At 62.1% G+C, this 16063-nt stretch carries 14 protein-coding genes and 1 tRNA gene; 12 read left to right on the forward strand and 3 right to left on the reverse strand.

All coding sequences use genetic code 11. The annotated features are described in order from the left end of the window. The 12 genes from nuoL to P3G66_RS05385 all read left to right on the forward strand — a co-directional run bounded on the left by nuoL (position 1) and on the right by P3G66_RS05385 (position 12924). The gene (nuoL, locus tag P3G66_RS05330; protein ID WP_276116288.1) at positions 1 to 1893 is read left to right on the forward strand and encodes an NADH-quinone oxidoreductase subunit L; all 1893 of its coding nucleotides are present in this window, start codon (positions 1 to 3) and stop codon (positions 1891 to 1893) included. Continuing rightward, positions 1887 to 3491 (forward strand): NADH-quinone oxidoreductase subunit M, encoded by a 1605-nt coding sequence (locus tag P3G66_RS05335; protein WP_276116289.1) that lies wholly within the window; start codon positions 1887 to 1889, stop codon positions 3489 to 3491. Before nuoL ends, P3G66_RS05335 begins: the two co-directional genes overlap by 7 nt. After that, positions 3488 to 5083, forward strand: a complete 1596-nt coding sequence (gene nuoN / locus P3G66_RS05340; protein ID WP_276116290.1) for an NADH-quinone oxidoreductase subunit NuoN — start codon at positions 3488 to 3490, stop codon at positions 5081 to 5083. The genes P3G66_RS05335 and nuoN overlap by 4 nt, the downstream gene beginning before the upstream one ends. 4 nt (positions 5084 to 5087) lie before the next feature. Continuing rightward, positions 5088 to 5771 (forward strand): lysoplasmalogenase, encoded by a 684-nt coding sequence (locus P3G66_RS05345; protein WP_276116292.1) that lies wholly within the window; start codon positions 5088 to 5090, stop codon positions 5769 to 5771. Between the two features lie 30 nt (positions 5772 to 5801). Beyond that, positions 5802 to 6386 (forward strand): sigma-70 family RNA polymerase sigma factor, encoded by a 585-nt coding sequence (locus P3G66_RS05350; RefSeq protein ID WP_054188542.1) that lies wholly within the window; start codon positions 5802 to 5804, stop codon positions 6384 to 6386. Continuing rightward, positions 6383 to 7099 (forward strand): hypothetical protein, encoded by a 717-nt coding sequence (locus tag P3G66_RS05355; protein WP_276116293.1) that lies wholly within the window; start codon positions 6383 to 6385, stop codon positions 7097 to 7099. The genes P3G66_RS05350 and P3G66_RS05355 overlap by 4 nt, the downstream gene beginning before the upstream one ends. A 20-nt stretch (positions 7100 to 7119) precedes the next feature. Next, positions 7120 to 7746 carry a class I SAM-dependent methyltransferase gene (locus tag P3G66_RS05360; protein WP_276116295.1) on the forward strand — a complete coding sequence of 209 codons (627 nt, stop codon included), beginning with the start codon at positions 7120 to 7122 and terminating at the stop codon, positions 7744 to 7746. 104 nt (positions 7747 to 7850) lie between these two features. Next, a tRNA-Cys gene (locus P3G66_RS05365) sits at positions 7851 to 7921 on the forward strand. 120 nt (positions 7922 to 8041) lie between these two features. Continuing rightward, entirely contained in the window at positions 8042 to 8833 is a 792-nt protein-coding gene (locus tag P3G66_RS05370; RefSeq protein ID WP_051649609.1) for an ABC transporter ATP-binding protein, read from the forward strand. After that, positions 8830 to 10455: an ABC transporter permease gene (locus tag P3G66_RS05375; protein WP_256520631.1), complete on the forward strand. Its 1626-nt coding sequence runs from the start codon at positions 8830 to 8832 to the stop codon at positions 10453 to 10455. The genes P3G66_RS05370 and P3G66_RS05375 overlap by 4 nt, the downstream gene beginning before the upstream one ends. A gap of 241 nt (positions 10456 to 10696) precedes the next feature. Next, positions 10697 to 10822, forward strand: coding sequence for a hypothetical protein (locus P3G66_RS05380; protein WP_257217054.1), 126 nt, complete (start codon positions 10697 to 10699; stop codon positions 10820 to 10822). Positions 10823 to 11475: 653 nt separating this feature from the next. Then, a complete protein-coding gene (locus P3G66_RS05385) occupies positions 11476 to 12924 on the forward strand; it encodes an MFS transporter (RefSeq protein WP_276116296.1) in 1449 nt (482 codons plus the stop codon). Here the strand turns inward: P3G66_RS05385 and P3G66_RS05390 are convergent. From P3G66_RS05390 to P3G66_RS05400, 3 genes are read right to left on the reverse strand one after another with little or no spacing between them, the layout of a single operon-like run. Next, on the reverse strand, positions 12873 to 13718 hold the full coding sequence (locus tag P3G66_RS05390; RefSeq protein WP_276116297.1) for a siderophore-interacting protein: 846 nt from the start codon (positions 13716 to 13718) through the stop codon (positions 12873 to 12875). The two genes, P3G66_RS05385 and P3G66_RS05390, sit on opposite strands and share 52 nt — an antisense overlap. Continuing rightward, positions 13715 to 14995, reverse strand: a complete 1281-nt coding sequence (entS, locus tag P3G66_RS05395) for an enterobactin transporter EntS (protein WP_256718088.1) — start codon at positions 14993 to 14995, stop codon at positions 13715 to 13717. Before entS ends, P3G66_RS05390 begins: the two co-directional genes overlap by 4 nt. 17 nt (positions 14996 to 15012) lie before the next feature. Then, entirely contained in the window at positions 15013 to 16026 is a 1014-nt protein-coding gene (locus P3G66_RS05400) for an ABC transporter substrate-binding protein (protein ID WP_003942170.1), read from the reverse strand. Positions 16027 to 16063: the final 37 nt, after the last annotated feature.

Here is a 16063-nt window from a genome sequence, read left to right on the forward strand (position 1 = left end):
ATGTCAGGAGGAATCACGTCCGCCATCTGGTTGCTCCCCGCCCTGCCCCTGTGCGGCGCCGCTGTCCTGTTGCTGGCGGGTCGTCGCACGAACGCGTGGGGCCACCTATTCGCCTGCGTCATGACACTCGCGTCGTTTGTCGTCGCAGTGGTGTTTTTCATCGCCATGCTCGGCCGCGACACCGCCGACCGCACCGTCACCGAGCACCTGTTCAGTTGGGTCCCGGTCGACAGTCTTCAGGTCGAGTTCGGACTGCAGCTTGATCAACTGTCGATGTGTTTCGTCCTGCTCATCACCGGTGTAGGTTCGCTGATCCACATCTACTCGGTCGGCTACATGGCGCACGACCCCGAGCGTCGTAAGTTCTTCGCCTACCTCAATCTCTTCCTCGCTGCGATGCTGCTCCTCGTGCTCGCCGACAACTTCCTCGGGCTCTACGTCGGCTGGGAAGGCGTCGGTTTGGCGTCGTACCTGCTGATCGGTTTCTGGCAGCACAAGCCGTCGGCGGCGACCGCTGCCAAGAAGGCTTTTGTCGTCAATCGGGTGGGCGACATCGGATTGATGATCGCGATGATGTTGATGTTCACCACGTTCGGCTCGCTCTCGTTCAGCAGCGTCTTCGCAGACGCGTCTGGTGCAAGCGAAGGTGTCCTGACGGCGATCGGCCTGATGCTCCTCCTCGCTGCATGCGCGAAGTCCGCGCAGGTGCCACTGCAGTCGTGGCTCGGCGACGCGATGGAGGGCCCCACCCCCGTCTCGGCTCTGATTCACGCGGCCACGATGGTCACGGCCGGCGTCTACCTGATCGTGCGCTCCAATCCGATCTTCGATCTCGCACCCGACGCTCAACTCGTGGTTGTCATCGTCGGTGCCGTGACGCTCCTGTTCGGTGCGATCATCGGCTGCGCGAAAGACGACATCAAGAAAGCGCTCGCCGCGTCGACCATGAGTCAGATCGGATACATGGTCCTGGCAGCGGGTCTCGGACCAGCTGGATACGCCTTCGCAATCCTTCATCTGATCACCCACGGATTCTTCAAGGCAGGCCTGTTCCTCGGCGCGGGTTCGGTGATGCACGCGATGAACGACGAAACCGACATGCGGCGCTACGGCGGGCTCCGAGCGTTCATGCCACTGACTTTTGTCACGTTCGGGCTCGGATACCTTGCCATCATCGGTGTTCCGCCGTTTGCCGGGTTCTTCTCCAAGGACAAGATCATCGAGGTTGCGATCGGCGAGGGCGGCATCAAGGGTGTTGTGCTGGGCATCGTCACGCTGTTGGGTGCGGCGCTCACTGCCTTCTACATGAGCCGCGTGATGCTGATGACCTTCTTCGGGAAGGCCCGCTGGGAGAACCAGAAACCTCACGAATCTCCGGCGGTGATGACGTCTCCGATGATCATCCTGGCGGTGGGGTCCGTCGGCGCCGGGATGCTCCTGACCATCGGGTCCAGCTTGCAGAACTGGCTCGAACCGGTTGTCGGCTCACATCACGTCGAACCGCCGATACCCGCATGGTCGATCACCGCGCTGGCGCTGCTCGCAGTTGCCGCCGGCGTCGCGATTGCGTATCGCGAGTACGCCACCCGGGAGATTCCACTTGTGGCACCGACTCCGGTTTCACCGTTGACCGGTGCGGCTCGCCGCGATCTGTACGGTGACGCCTTCAACGAGACGGTGTTCATGAAGCCCGGACAACAACTCACCAAGTCGTTGGAAGTGTTCGACACCAAGGGAATAGGCGGCGTCGTGGGCAGCTTTGCGGTGGTCGTCACCGGGCTGTCCGCGCTCACGCGGAAGCTACAGACCGGGTTTGTTCGCTCGTACGCGCTGGTGATGTTTGTCGGAGCAACACTCGTGGTCGCGACAATGATGGCGGTGACACTGTGGTGATCGAAGCGGCGGTGAGCAACTCTGTGACCAATACCGGCTTCCCCGCGCTGACGGTGCTCTGGTTGCTTCCGCTCATCGGAGCGGGTGTAGTCCTCGCTCTGCCGGCGCGGTCGTACCAATTTGCGAAGTCTCTCGCATTGGCTGTGTCCGTGGCAGTCCTGGTGGTCGCCGCCGTTCTCGGAGTTGCGTTCGACCGCGGCGGCGAACAATTTCAATTTGTCGAAAGCCACAGCTGGATACCGGCTTTCGGTACCAGCTACACACTCGGACTCGACGGGATCGCACTCGTTCTGGTTCTTCTCACCGCAGTGCTGGTGCCATTACTACTGATCGCGGGCTGGAACGACGTCCCAGCAGACCCGGCATCACCCAAGAGAATGCCGCACACCTATTTCGCGCTGATCCTTGTTGTCGAGTCCATGGTGATGATTTCGTTCAGCGCCTTGGACATTCTCTTGTTCTACATTTTCTTCGAGGCAATGCTGATACCGATGTATTTCCTCATCGGCGGGTTCGGCGGAGTGGGCAGATCTCGCGCAGCCGTGAAGTTTCTGCTCTACAACCTCCTCGGCGGTCTGGTCATGCTCGCTGCAGTCATCGGCCTGTATGTGGTCACCACGCGCGACGAGAGTCCCTTCGCCAGCGGCACTTTCGACTTCCGGGCGATCGCCTCAGCGGCAAACAGCGGTGAACTCGGTGTGGGGCCCGGGGTGCTCAACGCCTTGTTCCTCGGATTCATGTTCGCGTTCGCGGTGAAAGCACCGCTCTGGCCGCTGCACAGTTGGTTGCCGGACTCCGCGGTGGAATCGACTCCGTCGACAGCAGTGTTGATGATGGCGGTCGTGGACAAGGTGGGCACGTTCGCGATGATTCGCTACTGCCTGCAACTGTTCCCGGAGTCGTCGTCGACCTTTGCACCGTGGATCATCACGCTCGCCGTTATCGGGATCGTCTACGGCGCAATACTGGCGATCGCGCAAGCAGACGTCATGAGACTGATCGCCTACACGTCGATTTCGCACTTCGGCTTCATCATTCTCGGAATCTTCGCGATGACCAGCCAGAGCCAAGCGGGTTCCGCGCTGTACATGGTCAATCACGGAGTCTCCACTGCGGCTCTGTTCTTGATTGCGGGATTCCTCGTCTCGCAGCGAGGTACTCGATCGATCGCGGCGTACGGCGGCGTCCAGAAAGTTGCACCCGTACTTGCCGGCACATTCCTCGTTGCGGGGTTGGCAACGCTGTCGCTGCCGGGTCTCGCGCCGTTCATCAGTGAGTTCCTGGTGCTGATCGGGACGTACTCGCGATACCACGTGGCCGCTATCGCGGCGACTGCCGCGCTTGTCCTGTCCGCGATCTACATACTCTGGCTCTACCAGCGCATGATGGGCGGACCTGTGAAGGAAGAGCAGGGAACGATCCGCGACCTCGCTCGACGCGAACTCGTGGTGGTCGCCCCTCTGATCGCACTCCTGTTGCTTCTCGGCATCTACCCCAAGCCTGCCTTGGACGTCATCACTCCTGCAGTGAGCCATACGGTCGTCGACGAGGCTCCGACCCCGCTCGTCGCCGACCACGAAGGAGGTGCCCACAAATGAGTTCCTTCAACGACGTGACCGTCCTCGGCTCAGCCGGCACGGCGTCACCCAGTGTCGAATACAGCTTGCTCTCGCCAATGTTGATCGTGTTCGGTGTTGCGGTTGTGGGCGTACTCATCGAGGCATTTGCACCCCGGCGTTTTCGATACCCCGTGCAACTCGTCCTCGGTGTCGCAGGCTTGGCGGCCGCATTCGTGGCAGTGCTTCTGCTCGCCGGCACGCGGTCGACGGCGATGATGGGTTCTGTAGCGGTCGACGGTCCGACCCTTTTCCTGCAGGCCACGATCCTTCTCGTGTCGATCCCCGCAGTACTGCTGATCGCCGAGCGAGGCTCGGGCAACACCGCCGAGGTGATCGCGCAACACGACGCGCTCGGCGGTTTCACCCCTCAAGCGTCGAGCGTCCCCGGAAGTGTTGCGGAACACGAAGCGGTCAAGGTCGGTATCGCCCAGACCGAGGTCTTTCCGCTCACCCTCTTCGCTGTCGGCGGCATGCTCCTCTTTCCCGCGTCCAACGATCTGCTGACGATGTTCGTTGCGCTCGAAGTGTTCTCACTGCCTCTGTATCTCCTGTGTGGTCTGGCACGCCGACGTCGCCTGCTCTCCCAGGAAGCTGCGCTCAAGTACTTTCTGCTCGGGGCATTTTCGTCGGCGTTCTTCGTTTTCGGAATCGCATTGCTGTACGGCTATGCCGGGACGGTCACGCTCTCCGGTATCGCCGACGCAGCACGCAGCGGGTCGGGTACCGATGCCTTCCTGTGGCTCGGGACAGCACTCGTGGCCGTGGGATTACTGTTCAAAGTCGGTGCCGTGCCGTTCCATTCGTGGATTCCCGATGTCTATCAAGGGGCGCCGACGCCGATCACCAGTTTCATGGCTACTGCAACCAAGATCGCCGCATTCGGTGCCATCCTTCGTGTCTTCTATGTGGCTCTGCCCAACGAGTACGTGAACTGGCGTCCACTGATGTGGGCGGTCGCGATTCTCACGATGGTTGTCGGATCGATCGTCGCTGTGACGCAAACCGATATGAAGCGGATGCTCGCGTATTCGGCCATCGCGCACACCGGATTCATTCTGACCGCTGTGGTTGCGGATTCGGACGCCGGCCTGGCCTCGGCGATGTTCTACCTTCTGGCCTACGGATTCAGCACCGTGGGCGCGTTCGCCGTCGTGAGTCTGGTTCGGGACGCAGACGGTGAGGTCGCGACGCTCTCGCGCTGGGCCGGGTTGGGCCGGCGCTCACCATTGGTCGGAGTTGTCTTTGCACTGTTCCTGCTGGCTTTCGCCGGGATCCCGTTGACCAGTGGGTTCATCGGAAAGTTCGCGGTGTTCAGCGCGGCAGCCGAGGGCGGGGCCGCACCTCTCGTGATCGTCGGCGTCCTGTGCAGCGCGATCGCCGCGTACTTCTACGTGCGAGTGATCGTGTTGATGTTCTTCACCGAATCGGCCGCAGACGCTCCGACCGTCGTGGTGCCGAGTGCACTGACCAGCAGTGTGATCGGCCTCGGCGCCGGTGTCACGCTCATCCTCGGCATACTCCCCCAGCCGGTGCTCGACCTCGCCGAGCGTGCAGCGGACTTCCTGCACTGAGCCGATGGGTGAATCTGATTGCGACGCCGGACTGCCGAGCACCATCCGGTCGCCATGGTTTGTCGGGTTTTCAGCGGTAGCGATTGTCCATCTGATCCTCAATGCCGCTGATGCTGCGCCCTGGGACGGGATCACCAAGGTCATGCTCGCGCCGATTCTGGCTGCCTGGGTTGTCGCCCGACGCGGACCTCGACTTGTGGCTGCGGCACTGATTGCCTGTGCTTTCGGAGACCTGTTCCTGATCTGGGACTCCACGTTTGTCATCGGCATGGCAGCCTTCGCGATCGGTCACCTCTGCTTCATCCGATTCTTTCTCTCACACGGCGCTCTTCGGGAGATGCGAAGGCGGCCATGGTTTCTGTGCGCTTACACCATCGCTGGAATCGCTCTTGTGTCGTACACCTGGACCGGTCTCGAACCTGAACTTCGAATTGCCGTCCCCGTGTACGCCGCAATACTGGTGGGAACCGCATCAACCGCACTGACGTACAACTCGATCACCGGTATCGGCGGCGCGCTGTTCCTCACCTCTGACGCCCTCATCCTGCTCGGCCAGGCGAACAAGTGGCAGCCCGCCGCTGCGGGCATCTGGATCATGACGCTGTACATCCTCGCTCTGTTGCTTCTGACAGTGGGAGTTCTCGGCCGGAGTAAGACGCCAAACCGTCCATCAGCTCAGAGGCTGTAAGGATCAGCAACCAGCCGGACATCTCTTCATATGACCCCGAAATCCGAGGAACAACCGCCGCCGAGCGGCGAAGAGCGGTTCACCGCCCTGTGGGACGCCTACGCCGGTCGGGTGTTCGCGTATACCTGTCGCCACGTTGATCATCACAGCGCGCAGGAGGTTGTCTCCGAGACGTTCCTCGTTGCCTGGCGACGCTTGGACGAAGTGCCCGAGCAGGCACTTCCATGGCTGTTGGTGGTGGCTCGAAACACCGTGAACAACAACCGTCGCAGCGTTCGGCGCCTTGACGCGCTCACCGAGAAGATGGGACGCATCGAGCAGATTGCGGCATCGACGCCGGGCGCCGACGTCACTGTCACCGAACGCACGGAACTGCTCGAAGCACTGGCAACACTCACCGTCACCGAACGTGAAGCCCTGCTCCTGACTGCCTGGGACGGGTTGACCGCCACCGAAGCCGCGCGGGTCGCTGGGTGTTCGGTTCCGGCCATGCATGTTCGTCTCTTTCGCGCTCGGCGTCGATTGCGCGCCGGGTTGACTTCAGAATCCGACACCGTAATCCCGATGAACACCGCCCGACCTTGCGCTGCCGCCGAACACGGGAGTACCCCATGACCAAAGATCCGCTCACCACGCTCGAGAAGCTGCGGCCGAGCGATACGGTTTCCGCCGAACTCTGGCCCGAGAACGTCCAAGATGCCGCACGCACCCGAATCATGGCTACCGAAAACAACATTGGGGCAACCAAAGCTCCACGCCGTCGCGTCGGTGCCATCGTTCTCGTCGCGGCGATCTGCGCAGCAGTGGTGGTGGGCTGCGCCGCTGCCACGGGGATGATGCCGAAAGCGTTCACCGACATGTACTCGGGTTGGCAGACGATGCCGGGAACCAACGGCGGAATAGATCCGTCCACCGCCGAGCGGGTCGGGTCCATTCCCGGACCTGACGGAACCTTGTTCAGCGTCTTTGTCGCCCACGGCGCCAATGGCTGGAGGTGCGTCGCCCCGGTTTTCGAGGCGTCAGCCGACATCGACAAGGTTGGTCCGTCGAAATTCATCGGCCTCGGACACGGCTGCAGATCAATTGACTTGTACGGCGCGGATTCATTCGGGGGCGGCGCCGGGTACGAGGCCGGTCCGCACGAGGCGACCTACGACGCAGGGGCGGGAGGTGCTGTCCGAGCCGAACTTCACACCGCAGACGGCCATATCTATCCGACAATTCTTGCCGAAGACCGCTTCTACGGATGGATTCCCCTGTCGCTCACGTCCCCTCGTCCAACCCTCGTCGGATATGCCGCAGACGGGACGGTCGTCGGCACCCGGTGAGCTGTCGGTACCCTCGAAAGATGACTGCACACGCCCCGAACGAGCGCATCCCCAGCCAGTGGGAAGAGATCACTGCAGCCGACTCGACGCATTCCACACGATATGTCGAGCGTTTCCGTTCCATGAGAGCGGACGGCAAGGACATTGTCGGGGAAGCACGTTTGATCGACGCGATGCTCGGACGCGGTGGCCGGGTTCTCGATGCAGGGTGCGGGCCTGGCCGACTCGGCGGTTATCTGCACGACGTCGGGCATGTGGTTGTCGGAGTCGATGTCGACCCGGTTCTCATCGCTGCCGCAGAAGAAGACCACCCCGGACCGACGTGGCTTGTCGGCGATCTCGCCGAACTCGATCTGCCGGCCCGCGGTGTCGAGGCAGATTTCGACGTCATCGTGTCGGCAGGCAACGTGGTGGCGTTTCTCGCTCCGTCCACCAGGCAAGCAGTATTTTCAGGATTTGCTCGTCATCTCGCTCCGAGCGGCCGAGTGGTCATCGGATTCGGTGCCGGCCGTGGCTACGAGTTCCCCGAGTTTCTCGCCGACGCGACCGTGAGTGGCCTCGAGGCTGATCTGCTGCTCTCCACGTGGGATCTTCGCCCGTTCAAGGAGGATTCCGAATTCCTGGTCGCGGTGTTCTCCCGCGCCTGACCCGGCACTTCCCCCGCACTCCCTGCGATCCGTCACACGGCGATCAACTCACCCTGATCACAATGGTGGCGACTGTTGTTCACTACGAACATAATTGGATCAATGCGGGTGTGGCCGAGCGGCAAGGCAGCGGTCTGCAAAACCGTCCACGCAGGTTCGACTCCTGCCATCCGCTCCCCTTGCGAACCAGCGACTCATGTCGCAACCCCCACCTAGGAATGACATTCGGTGCACGCAGCCTGCATCGCTCCGCTCCGTCTCCGCGCACATGGCTCCGGACAGTTACCCTCGATCGATGCACCCTCTCCCCGAGACAGGACAGTTACCTCCCGGACCGATGGCTTTGCAAGTGGAACACCTCTGCATGGCGTTCGGCGCGAAAGTTGCTGTGAACGACCTTTCTCTTGCGGTGCCCTCAGGTTCGTTGTTCGGACTGGTTGGCCCGAATGGTGCGGGAAAAACGACCACATTGTCGATGGCTGTCGGATTGCTTCGCCCGCACTACGGTCGCAGCCTGGTGTACGGCTACGACGTGTGGAACGACCCTGTGGCAGCGAAGAGTCTGCTCGGCGTCCTACCCGACGGTTTGGCGCTACCCGCCCAGTTCACCGGTCATGAACTACTCACCTATTTCGGGCGACTGCGCGGTATGCCAGAGGACGTCATCGCGTCACGACGCGACGAACTGTTGGCCGCGCTCGATCTCGCCGATGCAGGTGGAACGGTCATCGCCGATTATTCAGCGGGCATGACGAAGAAAATCGGGTTGGCCTCGGCCTTGTTGCACGGCCCTCGCTTACTGGTACTGGATGAGCCGTTCGAAGCTGTCGACCCCATTTCTTCGGCCGGAATTCGGAGCATTCTGCTCTCGTTCGTCCACTCAGGTGGCTCGGTCATTCTTTCCAGTCACGTGATGGCCCTTGTCGAACAACTGTGTACTCACATCGGCGTCATCGCAGACGGTCGCGTCGTGGCTTCAGGAACGGTCGACGAGGTGCGCGCAGGCAACACTCTCGACGAGGCATTCGTTCGCCTTGTCGGTAGCCGCAGTCCCAGTCCCGACGGACTGTCATGGATGCGCGCATGACCACCACCAGCTTTTCACCGACACACTGGAACCCGTCGGTCTCTGTGTGGCGCACTGTTCTCCGCATGCGCATGACCCTCTACAAACGTCAGTTCACCGGTGGAAGAGCTGTAATCAAGGTCATTGCAGCGTTGTTCGGGGTTCTGGGGGCAGCGCTACTGTGCCTACGAGCTTCGGGAAAGAACGGTGTTTCCCCCGATCTCGTCAGCGGCACAACCAGTCTCGCACTTTCGGCTATCGGCCTGATGTGGATCTTGATGCCGATCATGTCTGGTCTGTCAGATGACAATCTTCACCCCAGACATTTCCAACTACTCCCCCTGGAACCCGTCCGACTCGCCAGAGCACTGTTCTCGACGTCGCTGGTCGGTATGACCGTGCCGATTACCGCGTTGGCTGCAGCAGCGATTCCAATTTATGCCGCTACACACCACCCTGCCGCACTGCCATTGGCCATTATCGCTTGGCCCGCAACGGTCCTGCTCATTGTCGGCACCTCACGGGTCGCGATGCTGGCGATGTCGCAGCTCCTGCGGAGTCGTCGCAGCCGCGAACTGGGACTGTTGGCATTCGGCACGTTCTTCGGCGGACTGTATCTGCTGCAATTTCCGCTGCAGAGTCGCCTCGGCACGGTCGTGGACGGCGACGTCACGTGGCCGCTCACGGTCGCGCATTCGATCCCGTTCGCGTGGGGAATCACCAGTGTCGACGCAGCAGCAGGAGGCGCCTGGCTCCTCGCCGCCGGAGCAGTCCTCGCCCTGGTGCTGGTCGATCTCGCACTGCTGTGGTCATGGCAACGCCTGGTCGTTCGCTACTTCAACGGGAAGGTCGCAGAATCAGCGGGCGCCACTTCCGTGCAATTGAAGAACCAGGGCCGCGACATTCGAACCGGTTGGCGCGCATCCCGACTGGGCACCGTCATCTCTCGCGAGCTTTCGCTCTGGCACGGAGACATGCGCCGACGAACACAACTGCTCTCCGTTGCCATCATGACCTTGGTCTCCGGCTTCGGACCGCTGATCTCGTCATCGATCCCCTTCTCCGCCGCATGGGGTGCCTGGTTCCTGATCTACCTGGCAATGGCAGCCGGATCGAATCTGTACGGATTCGACGGCGCATCGATCTGGCATCTGGTGATGATCCCCGAAGCCGCTGCCGCTGACGTCCGGGGCCGACAAATCGCGTGGGCGATCGTGATGACACCCTTCGTGGTCGTCGCAACAGCTGCTGTACGGATCTTCGGGGACCTCGGGACCGACCGACTGGCCGTGCCGCTCGCCGTCGGCATTTCGATGATGGGAGTCGGTGCAGGACTGGCAGTAGCGATATCCGCCAAAGCCCCCTACCCGGTCCCGGAGATGAAGAAGACGTTCTCCCTCAACACCCGCGGATCCTTCAATGGCTCGTCCTTCGGACTGATCATCCTCGCCATCGTCATCTTCGCCGCGACAACGGCGCCCGGCGTTCTACTCGGGGCGCTGCTACCGAACCCGGTGAATTATTTCGCCATCCCTGTCGCTGTTGCGATTGGTGCACTTGGTGCTTGGATCGGGGGCCGCGTCGCGATCACCCGTATGCAACGCGAGCCGGATCGGATTCTGTTCGCGGTTACCACCGCATGATCGTTGCCCAGATAGTCCGAGAATTTCTGGGCGTCAGCGCAGTAGCCGCAACTTGCACCAAAAAACTCAGTCTGGGCAATCGGATTATCAGGGATCCAGGTGGCGCAGCTCAACGGGTTCGGTCCTCGCATATCGCCGCCGGGCTTTCGTGACATAGCTTCCGCTCGAGCCGAACCATTGCCCTGGAAACATCGCACCACCAAGATGTTTGGCATGTCCCCGGAGCACTACGGTTCCGTACGTGTCGCCGAACGTCCCGGCCGATGCGGGAACTGCGCGCACCCCGCCCCTTCGCTGGAGCGTGGGTGGATCGAGCGCTGCCTCAGGTTCGCTCCGCAGCCCGCTCGGTGTGCAGAAATCCTGGTGATGGACCACTACACCGGAGCGATGGAATTCTGCCGGTGCCGACATCCGTTCCACGGGTCCTGATCGCGCCGGATCCTCGAGATCCGCTGTCGAGCCGAGTCCCTCGGCGCCCCGGCTCGACAGTGAAATCACACCTGAATCAGCTCAGCGAGCTCAGCAGCGGCTCGAGAAGCTTGTAGAGCTCGAAGATTCCGATGATCGTTGAAATAGAACCCATGATGATCCTCCGTGATTCGTGAACTTTCCGTGACGTCGCGTCACAGGCAGAAAGCTAACAAACCCGGCATTCAAACGGGGACCTTGGATGTGTCCGGCAGATGAACTCCCTGCTCGGAGAAGCATTTTGGTGACCAGCGTCATGCTCATCGAGAAATGAGCCCCATCGTCACATCACCTGACACCGACTGACGGTGGCAGCAAAAGTCTGCCCGTTGCGATCTGGCGATACATGACACCATTTCCACCCCATCCGACTCTTGCTTTGTGCGCTGAATCCGATTACATTTCTCCACAATAACGGTACGCGTAACGAAATAAAGAGACGGTCTACTTCACAGCCCGATATATCCAGTGCCACAACCCTTCCGGGCTCTTGGAGGGGCGGCGTTTCGTCGCGTCCATAAGCTCCTCACTCCCCGATCGAAAGAGAGCACGATGACCACAGAGAGCGTCTCCGGCAATCAGCCGCGACCGGTAGCAACTATCGCAAGCCTGACCCTGCTGATCGCTGCCGTGGCCGCGCTCGAAAGCATCATCGTCCCCGCACTCCCCCTGATACAGAGAGACTTCGGAGTGACGGCCGACGTCGGAGCGCTCGCATCCGTCGCTCTGACGTTGAGCACTGTCCTCGTCACGCCGATGGCCGGGCGAATAGCCGACGTGTACGGCGCCCGCCCCACCTTGCTCGCGATCACGACAATCGTTGTCCTGGGCGGCAGCGTGTCCGCTCTCGCAACGATCTTCCCGCTGTTCGTCCTCGGCCAATTTCTCCAGGGATTCGGGCTCGGGTTGCTTCCCGTGAGCTTCGTGGTCCTACGACGCACTTTGTCCTCGGACCGACTGAAGACGGCCACGGGTTTACTCGGGGCTGTCGTAGTGGCCGGCGGCGCTCTGGGAGTCGTATTGGCCGGGCCCGTCGCGGAAAACGTCTCACGCACCGCGATGTATGCAGTTCCGACCGCGTTCGTTTTGCTCGGCGCAATTGCTTTTGCCGTGAGCACACCACGAGATCACATGTCGAACGTCGGCGGCCGACTCGATTGGCCGGGAGCGGGCGGATTGGCTCTGGGATTGTTGACGCTGACGGCGTGGCTGGCGAGCGCATCGAGCAACGGGTGGGGCGCACCGACGTCGATGCTGCTGCTTCTCGCTTCCGCTGCCGTGTTCGCGATCTGGGCCAAGTATCAGAGCCGGACAACCGAGCCGATGGTCGACCTGACGATGATGCGGCATCGTTCGATGTGGAGCGCCGTGGTCGTCGGCGTGGTTTTCGGGTTCACTTACGGCGCTGTTGTCTATCTACTTCCGCAACAACTCGCCGTGCCGGCAGAGAGCGGATTCGGCCGCGGTGCATCGACAAGTGCCATCGGAATCCTGCTGTGCATCGGTTACGGCGCAGCGGTGATCGCGTCGGTGATTTCCGGAAAGCTCGCACAACGGGTCGGCACGAAAGCCATTGCGGTAGCGGGAGTTGCCTTCCTCGGCCTGAGCGGCGCCGTCGGGGTCTTTGCAACCACGATGTGGCAGATCGTTGTGGTGCTGATCCTTGCGGGTACCGGCGTTGCCGCCGCGTCGACGGCAGTGTTCGTCATCTCCGCCGACAGCGCACCGGCAGACCGCGTAGGTGTCACGACGGCAATAGTCACGATCGCCAGATCGCTGGGTTCTGCTGTGGGAACCCAAATTGCCGCCGGGATCATCGCGAGCGCGACTTCATCCGGCGGCCTTCCCCAGCACTCGGCATTCGCCACAGCTTTCGGAGTGGCGGCAATCGTTGCGATTGTCGGACTCGTTGTCGCGGTGACGATGCCGAAACCGGCATCAACCGATGTTCAGCGGTCGTCGTCGTCCTCGTCGAAGTCTGCGACTCCGCGCTTCCAGTAGCCCGTGATCAGGTGGTCGCCCGAACTCAGGCCGAGTTCGTCGCGCACGAATCTGCGAATCGGCTTGAGACTGGTGGCCTCACCGGAGATCCAGGCGTAGACACGCTCGCCCTCGGGCACGGTGACCGTCCGTACTGCCTGCTCGAGCAGATCCGAGTGACCGGCTGGGACGTCACCGCGGTGCAGCCATCGCACCTCGACGCCTTCCGGAACAGTGAGTTCGATTTCCTGTGAAGGGTCGGTGATCTCGACGAACACCCACCCGGCGGCAGCAGCGGGCATCATCTCGAGCCAACGAGCAATGGCAGGAAGGGCGGTGATGTCACCGGCCAGCAGATAGCGGTCGTACGTCCACGGAACCACGACGCCACCGGGCGGACCTGCCACGTGCACCCGAGTGCCGACGGTCGCCGCCTGAGCCCAATCAGAGGCGTACCCACCTTCGTGGAGCGCGAAATCGAGGTCCAGCTCCCCCGCCTCGGCGTCGTATCGACGGACGGTGTACTCACGCGAGATCGGCAATGGACGAGGCCACTTCAGGCTGAATCCGTCGCGTTCGGGTAGACGTAAAGTTCCGTCTGCATCCGGGTAGACCAGGCGAACATGCTCGTCGGGAGCGTGCGATTCGAAGCCCGCCAACTCAGGTCCACCCAAGGTCAGACGCAACAGTCCGGTCCCGACCATTTCGCTGCGAACAACTTCGAGTTCGCGAATGCCGATGGGGTACGGCACTTTTGCGCCGGTGGTTCCCGCCAGAACTTCGGCGATGGTCGCGAGGTGGTCTCCTCGGTTCATGAACTACCTTCCTTTTCCGGCGGAGCATTCCCCACCGGCACAGTGTTTTCGGAGAGATCGACTTCGTTGATCTCCGAAGTTACCCGGCGCACCGAACCCAATGCTGCCAGGAGCACCAGGCCCAGTGTCACACCGGCGAGCCCCAAGACCAGTAGCGCGGCGCCAGGCTCGAGCCACTGCCCGAGGAACCCGGCTGCCATCGAACCGATCGCCGTACCCGTGACGGCTTGCACCATCCACAGACTGGACACGCGTCCGCGCAATTCGTCCGGCGTGTTCTGTTGAAGGACTGCAAATCTCAGAATGTCGTTGAGTGCGCGGCCGAGGCCGAATCCGGCCAGGCCCAGGAACGCGACAATCGCTGCTCCCGACGCACCCAGTACCACCAGGCCGAGAGGCATCAGCGCAACAGAGATCAACATCGCGGCGCCGTTGCGGTGGACTCGTCCGGTCCAACCGCTGGTGAGGGAACCGACCACAGCGCCGACAGCGGGGGCGCCGTAGAGCAGACCGAGCATGGTGGGTCCGCCGCCGAGAACCTGGTCGACGAAGGCAGGCAGCAACACCATCGGCCCGCTGACGAACATGACCAACAGACCGCTGATCAGGATGCCGCGAATGACTGTGTGCGTGCCGGCGAATTTCACGCCGGTCACCAGCGCGCGCATCGGGCTTTCGTGATTCGTGCCCGGTGCAGGGGAAGGGCCGATGGCTTGGAACAACGTGACAGTTGCTGCGGTGGCCACCGCAGCAACAAAGTATGTCGCGGGAATGCCGCCGGAGGCGATGATCACGCCGGCGATTGCCGGCGAGATCATCGTCCCGATGTCGGTGGTCAGCGCTACCAAAGCGCCGGCCGCAGCCATCTTGTTGCGCGGCAACAACGTCGGCATCAAAGCCATCAAGGCCGAGCTGCTGACACCGCCGGCCAAGCCGTCGACAGCTGCCGCGACGTAGATGACCCACATCGACGGGTGTGGCAAGAGCGCGTTGCACCCGAGAATGACAAAGCCGAGACCCGCAGCACTGCGGGCCAACTGGATGGTGCGTCGCCGATCGTAACGGTCAGCGAGCACGCCGCCGAACAGGCTGCCGAAGAACATGGCGATGGCCATCGCCGTGGACACTCCGGCAACCTGCAAGGTCGAGCCGGTGAGCTGGTACGTCTGCGCGGGGACGGCTACGACGAGCAGTCCGATCCCGAGCAGCGAGATCAATCGCCCGGAAAAGGCGTACCTGAAGGGACGGCTGGTCCGCAAGGGTGAAACATCGATCACCAGCCCACCGAATCGAGTCATGCGAAGGTCTGGCCGATCAGGTCGAGGGTAGCCATTGCGCCGTCGTAGTCAGGACGGTAGCTGCTGGCGGGGAGCTCGAACGTCGTGCCTGCCTTGAAGGACGGCAACTGCGAGTAAAGCGGATCGGTGGCAAGTTCGGCCATCGGGCGACCGGACACCGGAATCACAAAGGCGACAGGAGCATCGGCGACCTGCGAGAGCAGTTCCGGGCTGACCTCGAACGAGTCACCCGAGCCGAAGAGCTGCGGGTTGCCGGCCTTGGCCATGACGTCGTCGGCCTTGAAACCGAGCTCGGCGAGCATCGCGGGCAGCGCGGCCGTCGGCGGAACGAGGTACGGCTTGTTGCTCGAGACCGAGAGGAAGTAGACGACGTTGCCCTCGGGAACCTTGATCTTGCCCTTGACCTCTTTGACCTTGTCCTCGTATGCGCTCATCAGCGCCGGAACCTGGTCGGAACGGCCCGCCGCGTCGGCGACGATTTCGAGCTGCTTGTCCCACGCGGCGACCGTCTTGGGGACCAAGACGGTGGGTGCGATAGCAGTGAGCTGATCGTAGAGTTCCTCGGACTGAACGGAGGTGATTCCCTGGCCACCGCCGATGATCAGGTCGGGCTCAGCCGCCGCGACGGCTTCGATGTTGAGCTGCTCGCCGGCCGGCAATTCCTTGGTGCCCTGCGCCTTTGCGGCGTCCGCCCAAGCCGGCGGGAATCCACCGTCGAGGTTCGTGACACCGAGGACGCGGGTATCGGTGGCAACCACCGGTGCGTCCAGGGCGTACAGGTATCCGGCGAGACCGCCGCTCAGAACCACGATGCGCTCCGCCGACGCGGGCACGGTGACCGAGCCCTTCTCGGTCTCGATCACGCGGGTCGTGGGCTCTGCAGCCTTGGTCGGTTCGTCGTTCGAATCGCTACTGCAACCGATCATCGCCACGAGTGCGACGATCAGCAACCCTGCGATGGCGACGAATCGTCGCCAACTCCGTATCGCGAGGGGCGGTGTGGACTTCATCATTGAGCTCCCATTGTGTTTCAACTGTGTGGTTTTC

It is taken from the genome of Rhodococcus sp. C3V (genome assembly GCF_029269915.1).
In the GTDB taxonomy this organism is placed as follows: domain Bacteria; phylum Actinomycetota; class Actinomycetes; order Mycobacteriales; family Mycobacteriaceae; genus Rhodococcus_F; species Rhodococcus_F qingshengii.

Excerpts from the sequence above, each read along its gene's own strand:
- nuoL (WP_276116288.1), top strand. The coding sequence starts at position 1 with ATGTCAGGAGGAATCACGTCCGCCATCTGGTTGCTCCCCGCCCTGCCC.
- nuoN (WP_276116290.1), top strand. The coding sequence starts at position 3,488 with ATGAGTTCCTTCAACGACGTGACCGTCCTCGGCTCAGCCGGCACGGCG.
- P3G66_RS05345 (WP_276116292.1), top strand. The coding sequence starts at position 5,088 with ATGGGTGAATCTGATTGCGACGCCGGACTGCCGAGCACCATCCGGTCG.
- P3G66_RS05350 (WP_054188542.1), top strand. The coding sequence starts at position 5,802 with ATGACCCCGAAATCCGAGGAACAACCGCCGCCGAGCGGCGAAGAGCGG.
- P3G66_RS05355 (WP_276116293.1), top strand. The coding sequence starts at position 6,383 with ATGACCAAAGATCCGCTCACCACGCTCGAGAAGCTGCGGCCGAGCGAT.
- P3G66_RS05360 (WP_276116295.1), top strand. The coding sequence starts at position 7,120 with ATGACTGCACACGCCCCGAACGAGCGCATCCCCAGCCAGTGGGAAGAG.
- P3G66_RS05370 (WP_051649609.1), top strand. The coding sequence starts at position 8,042 with ATGCACCCTCTCCCCGAGACAGGACAGTTACCTCCCGGACCGATGGCT.
- P3G66_RS05375 (WP_256520631.1), top strand. The coding sequence starts at position 8,830 with ATGACCACCACCAGCTTTTCACCGACACACTGGAACCCGTCGGTCTCT.
- P3G66_RS05385 (WP_276116296.1), top strand. The coding sequence starts at position 11,476 with ATGACCACAGAGAGCGTCTCCGGCAATCAGCCGCGACCGGTAGCAACT.
- P3G66_RS05390 (WP_276116297.1), bottom strand. The coding sequence starts at position 13,718 with ATGAACCGAGGAGACCACCTCGCGACCATCGCCGAAGTTCTGGCGGGA.
- P3G66_RS05400 (WP_003942170.1), bottom strand. The coding sequence starts at position 16,026 with ATGAAGTCCACACCGCCCCTCGCGATACGGAGTTGGCGACGATTCGTC.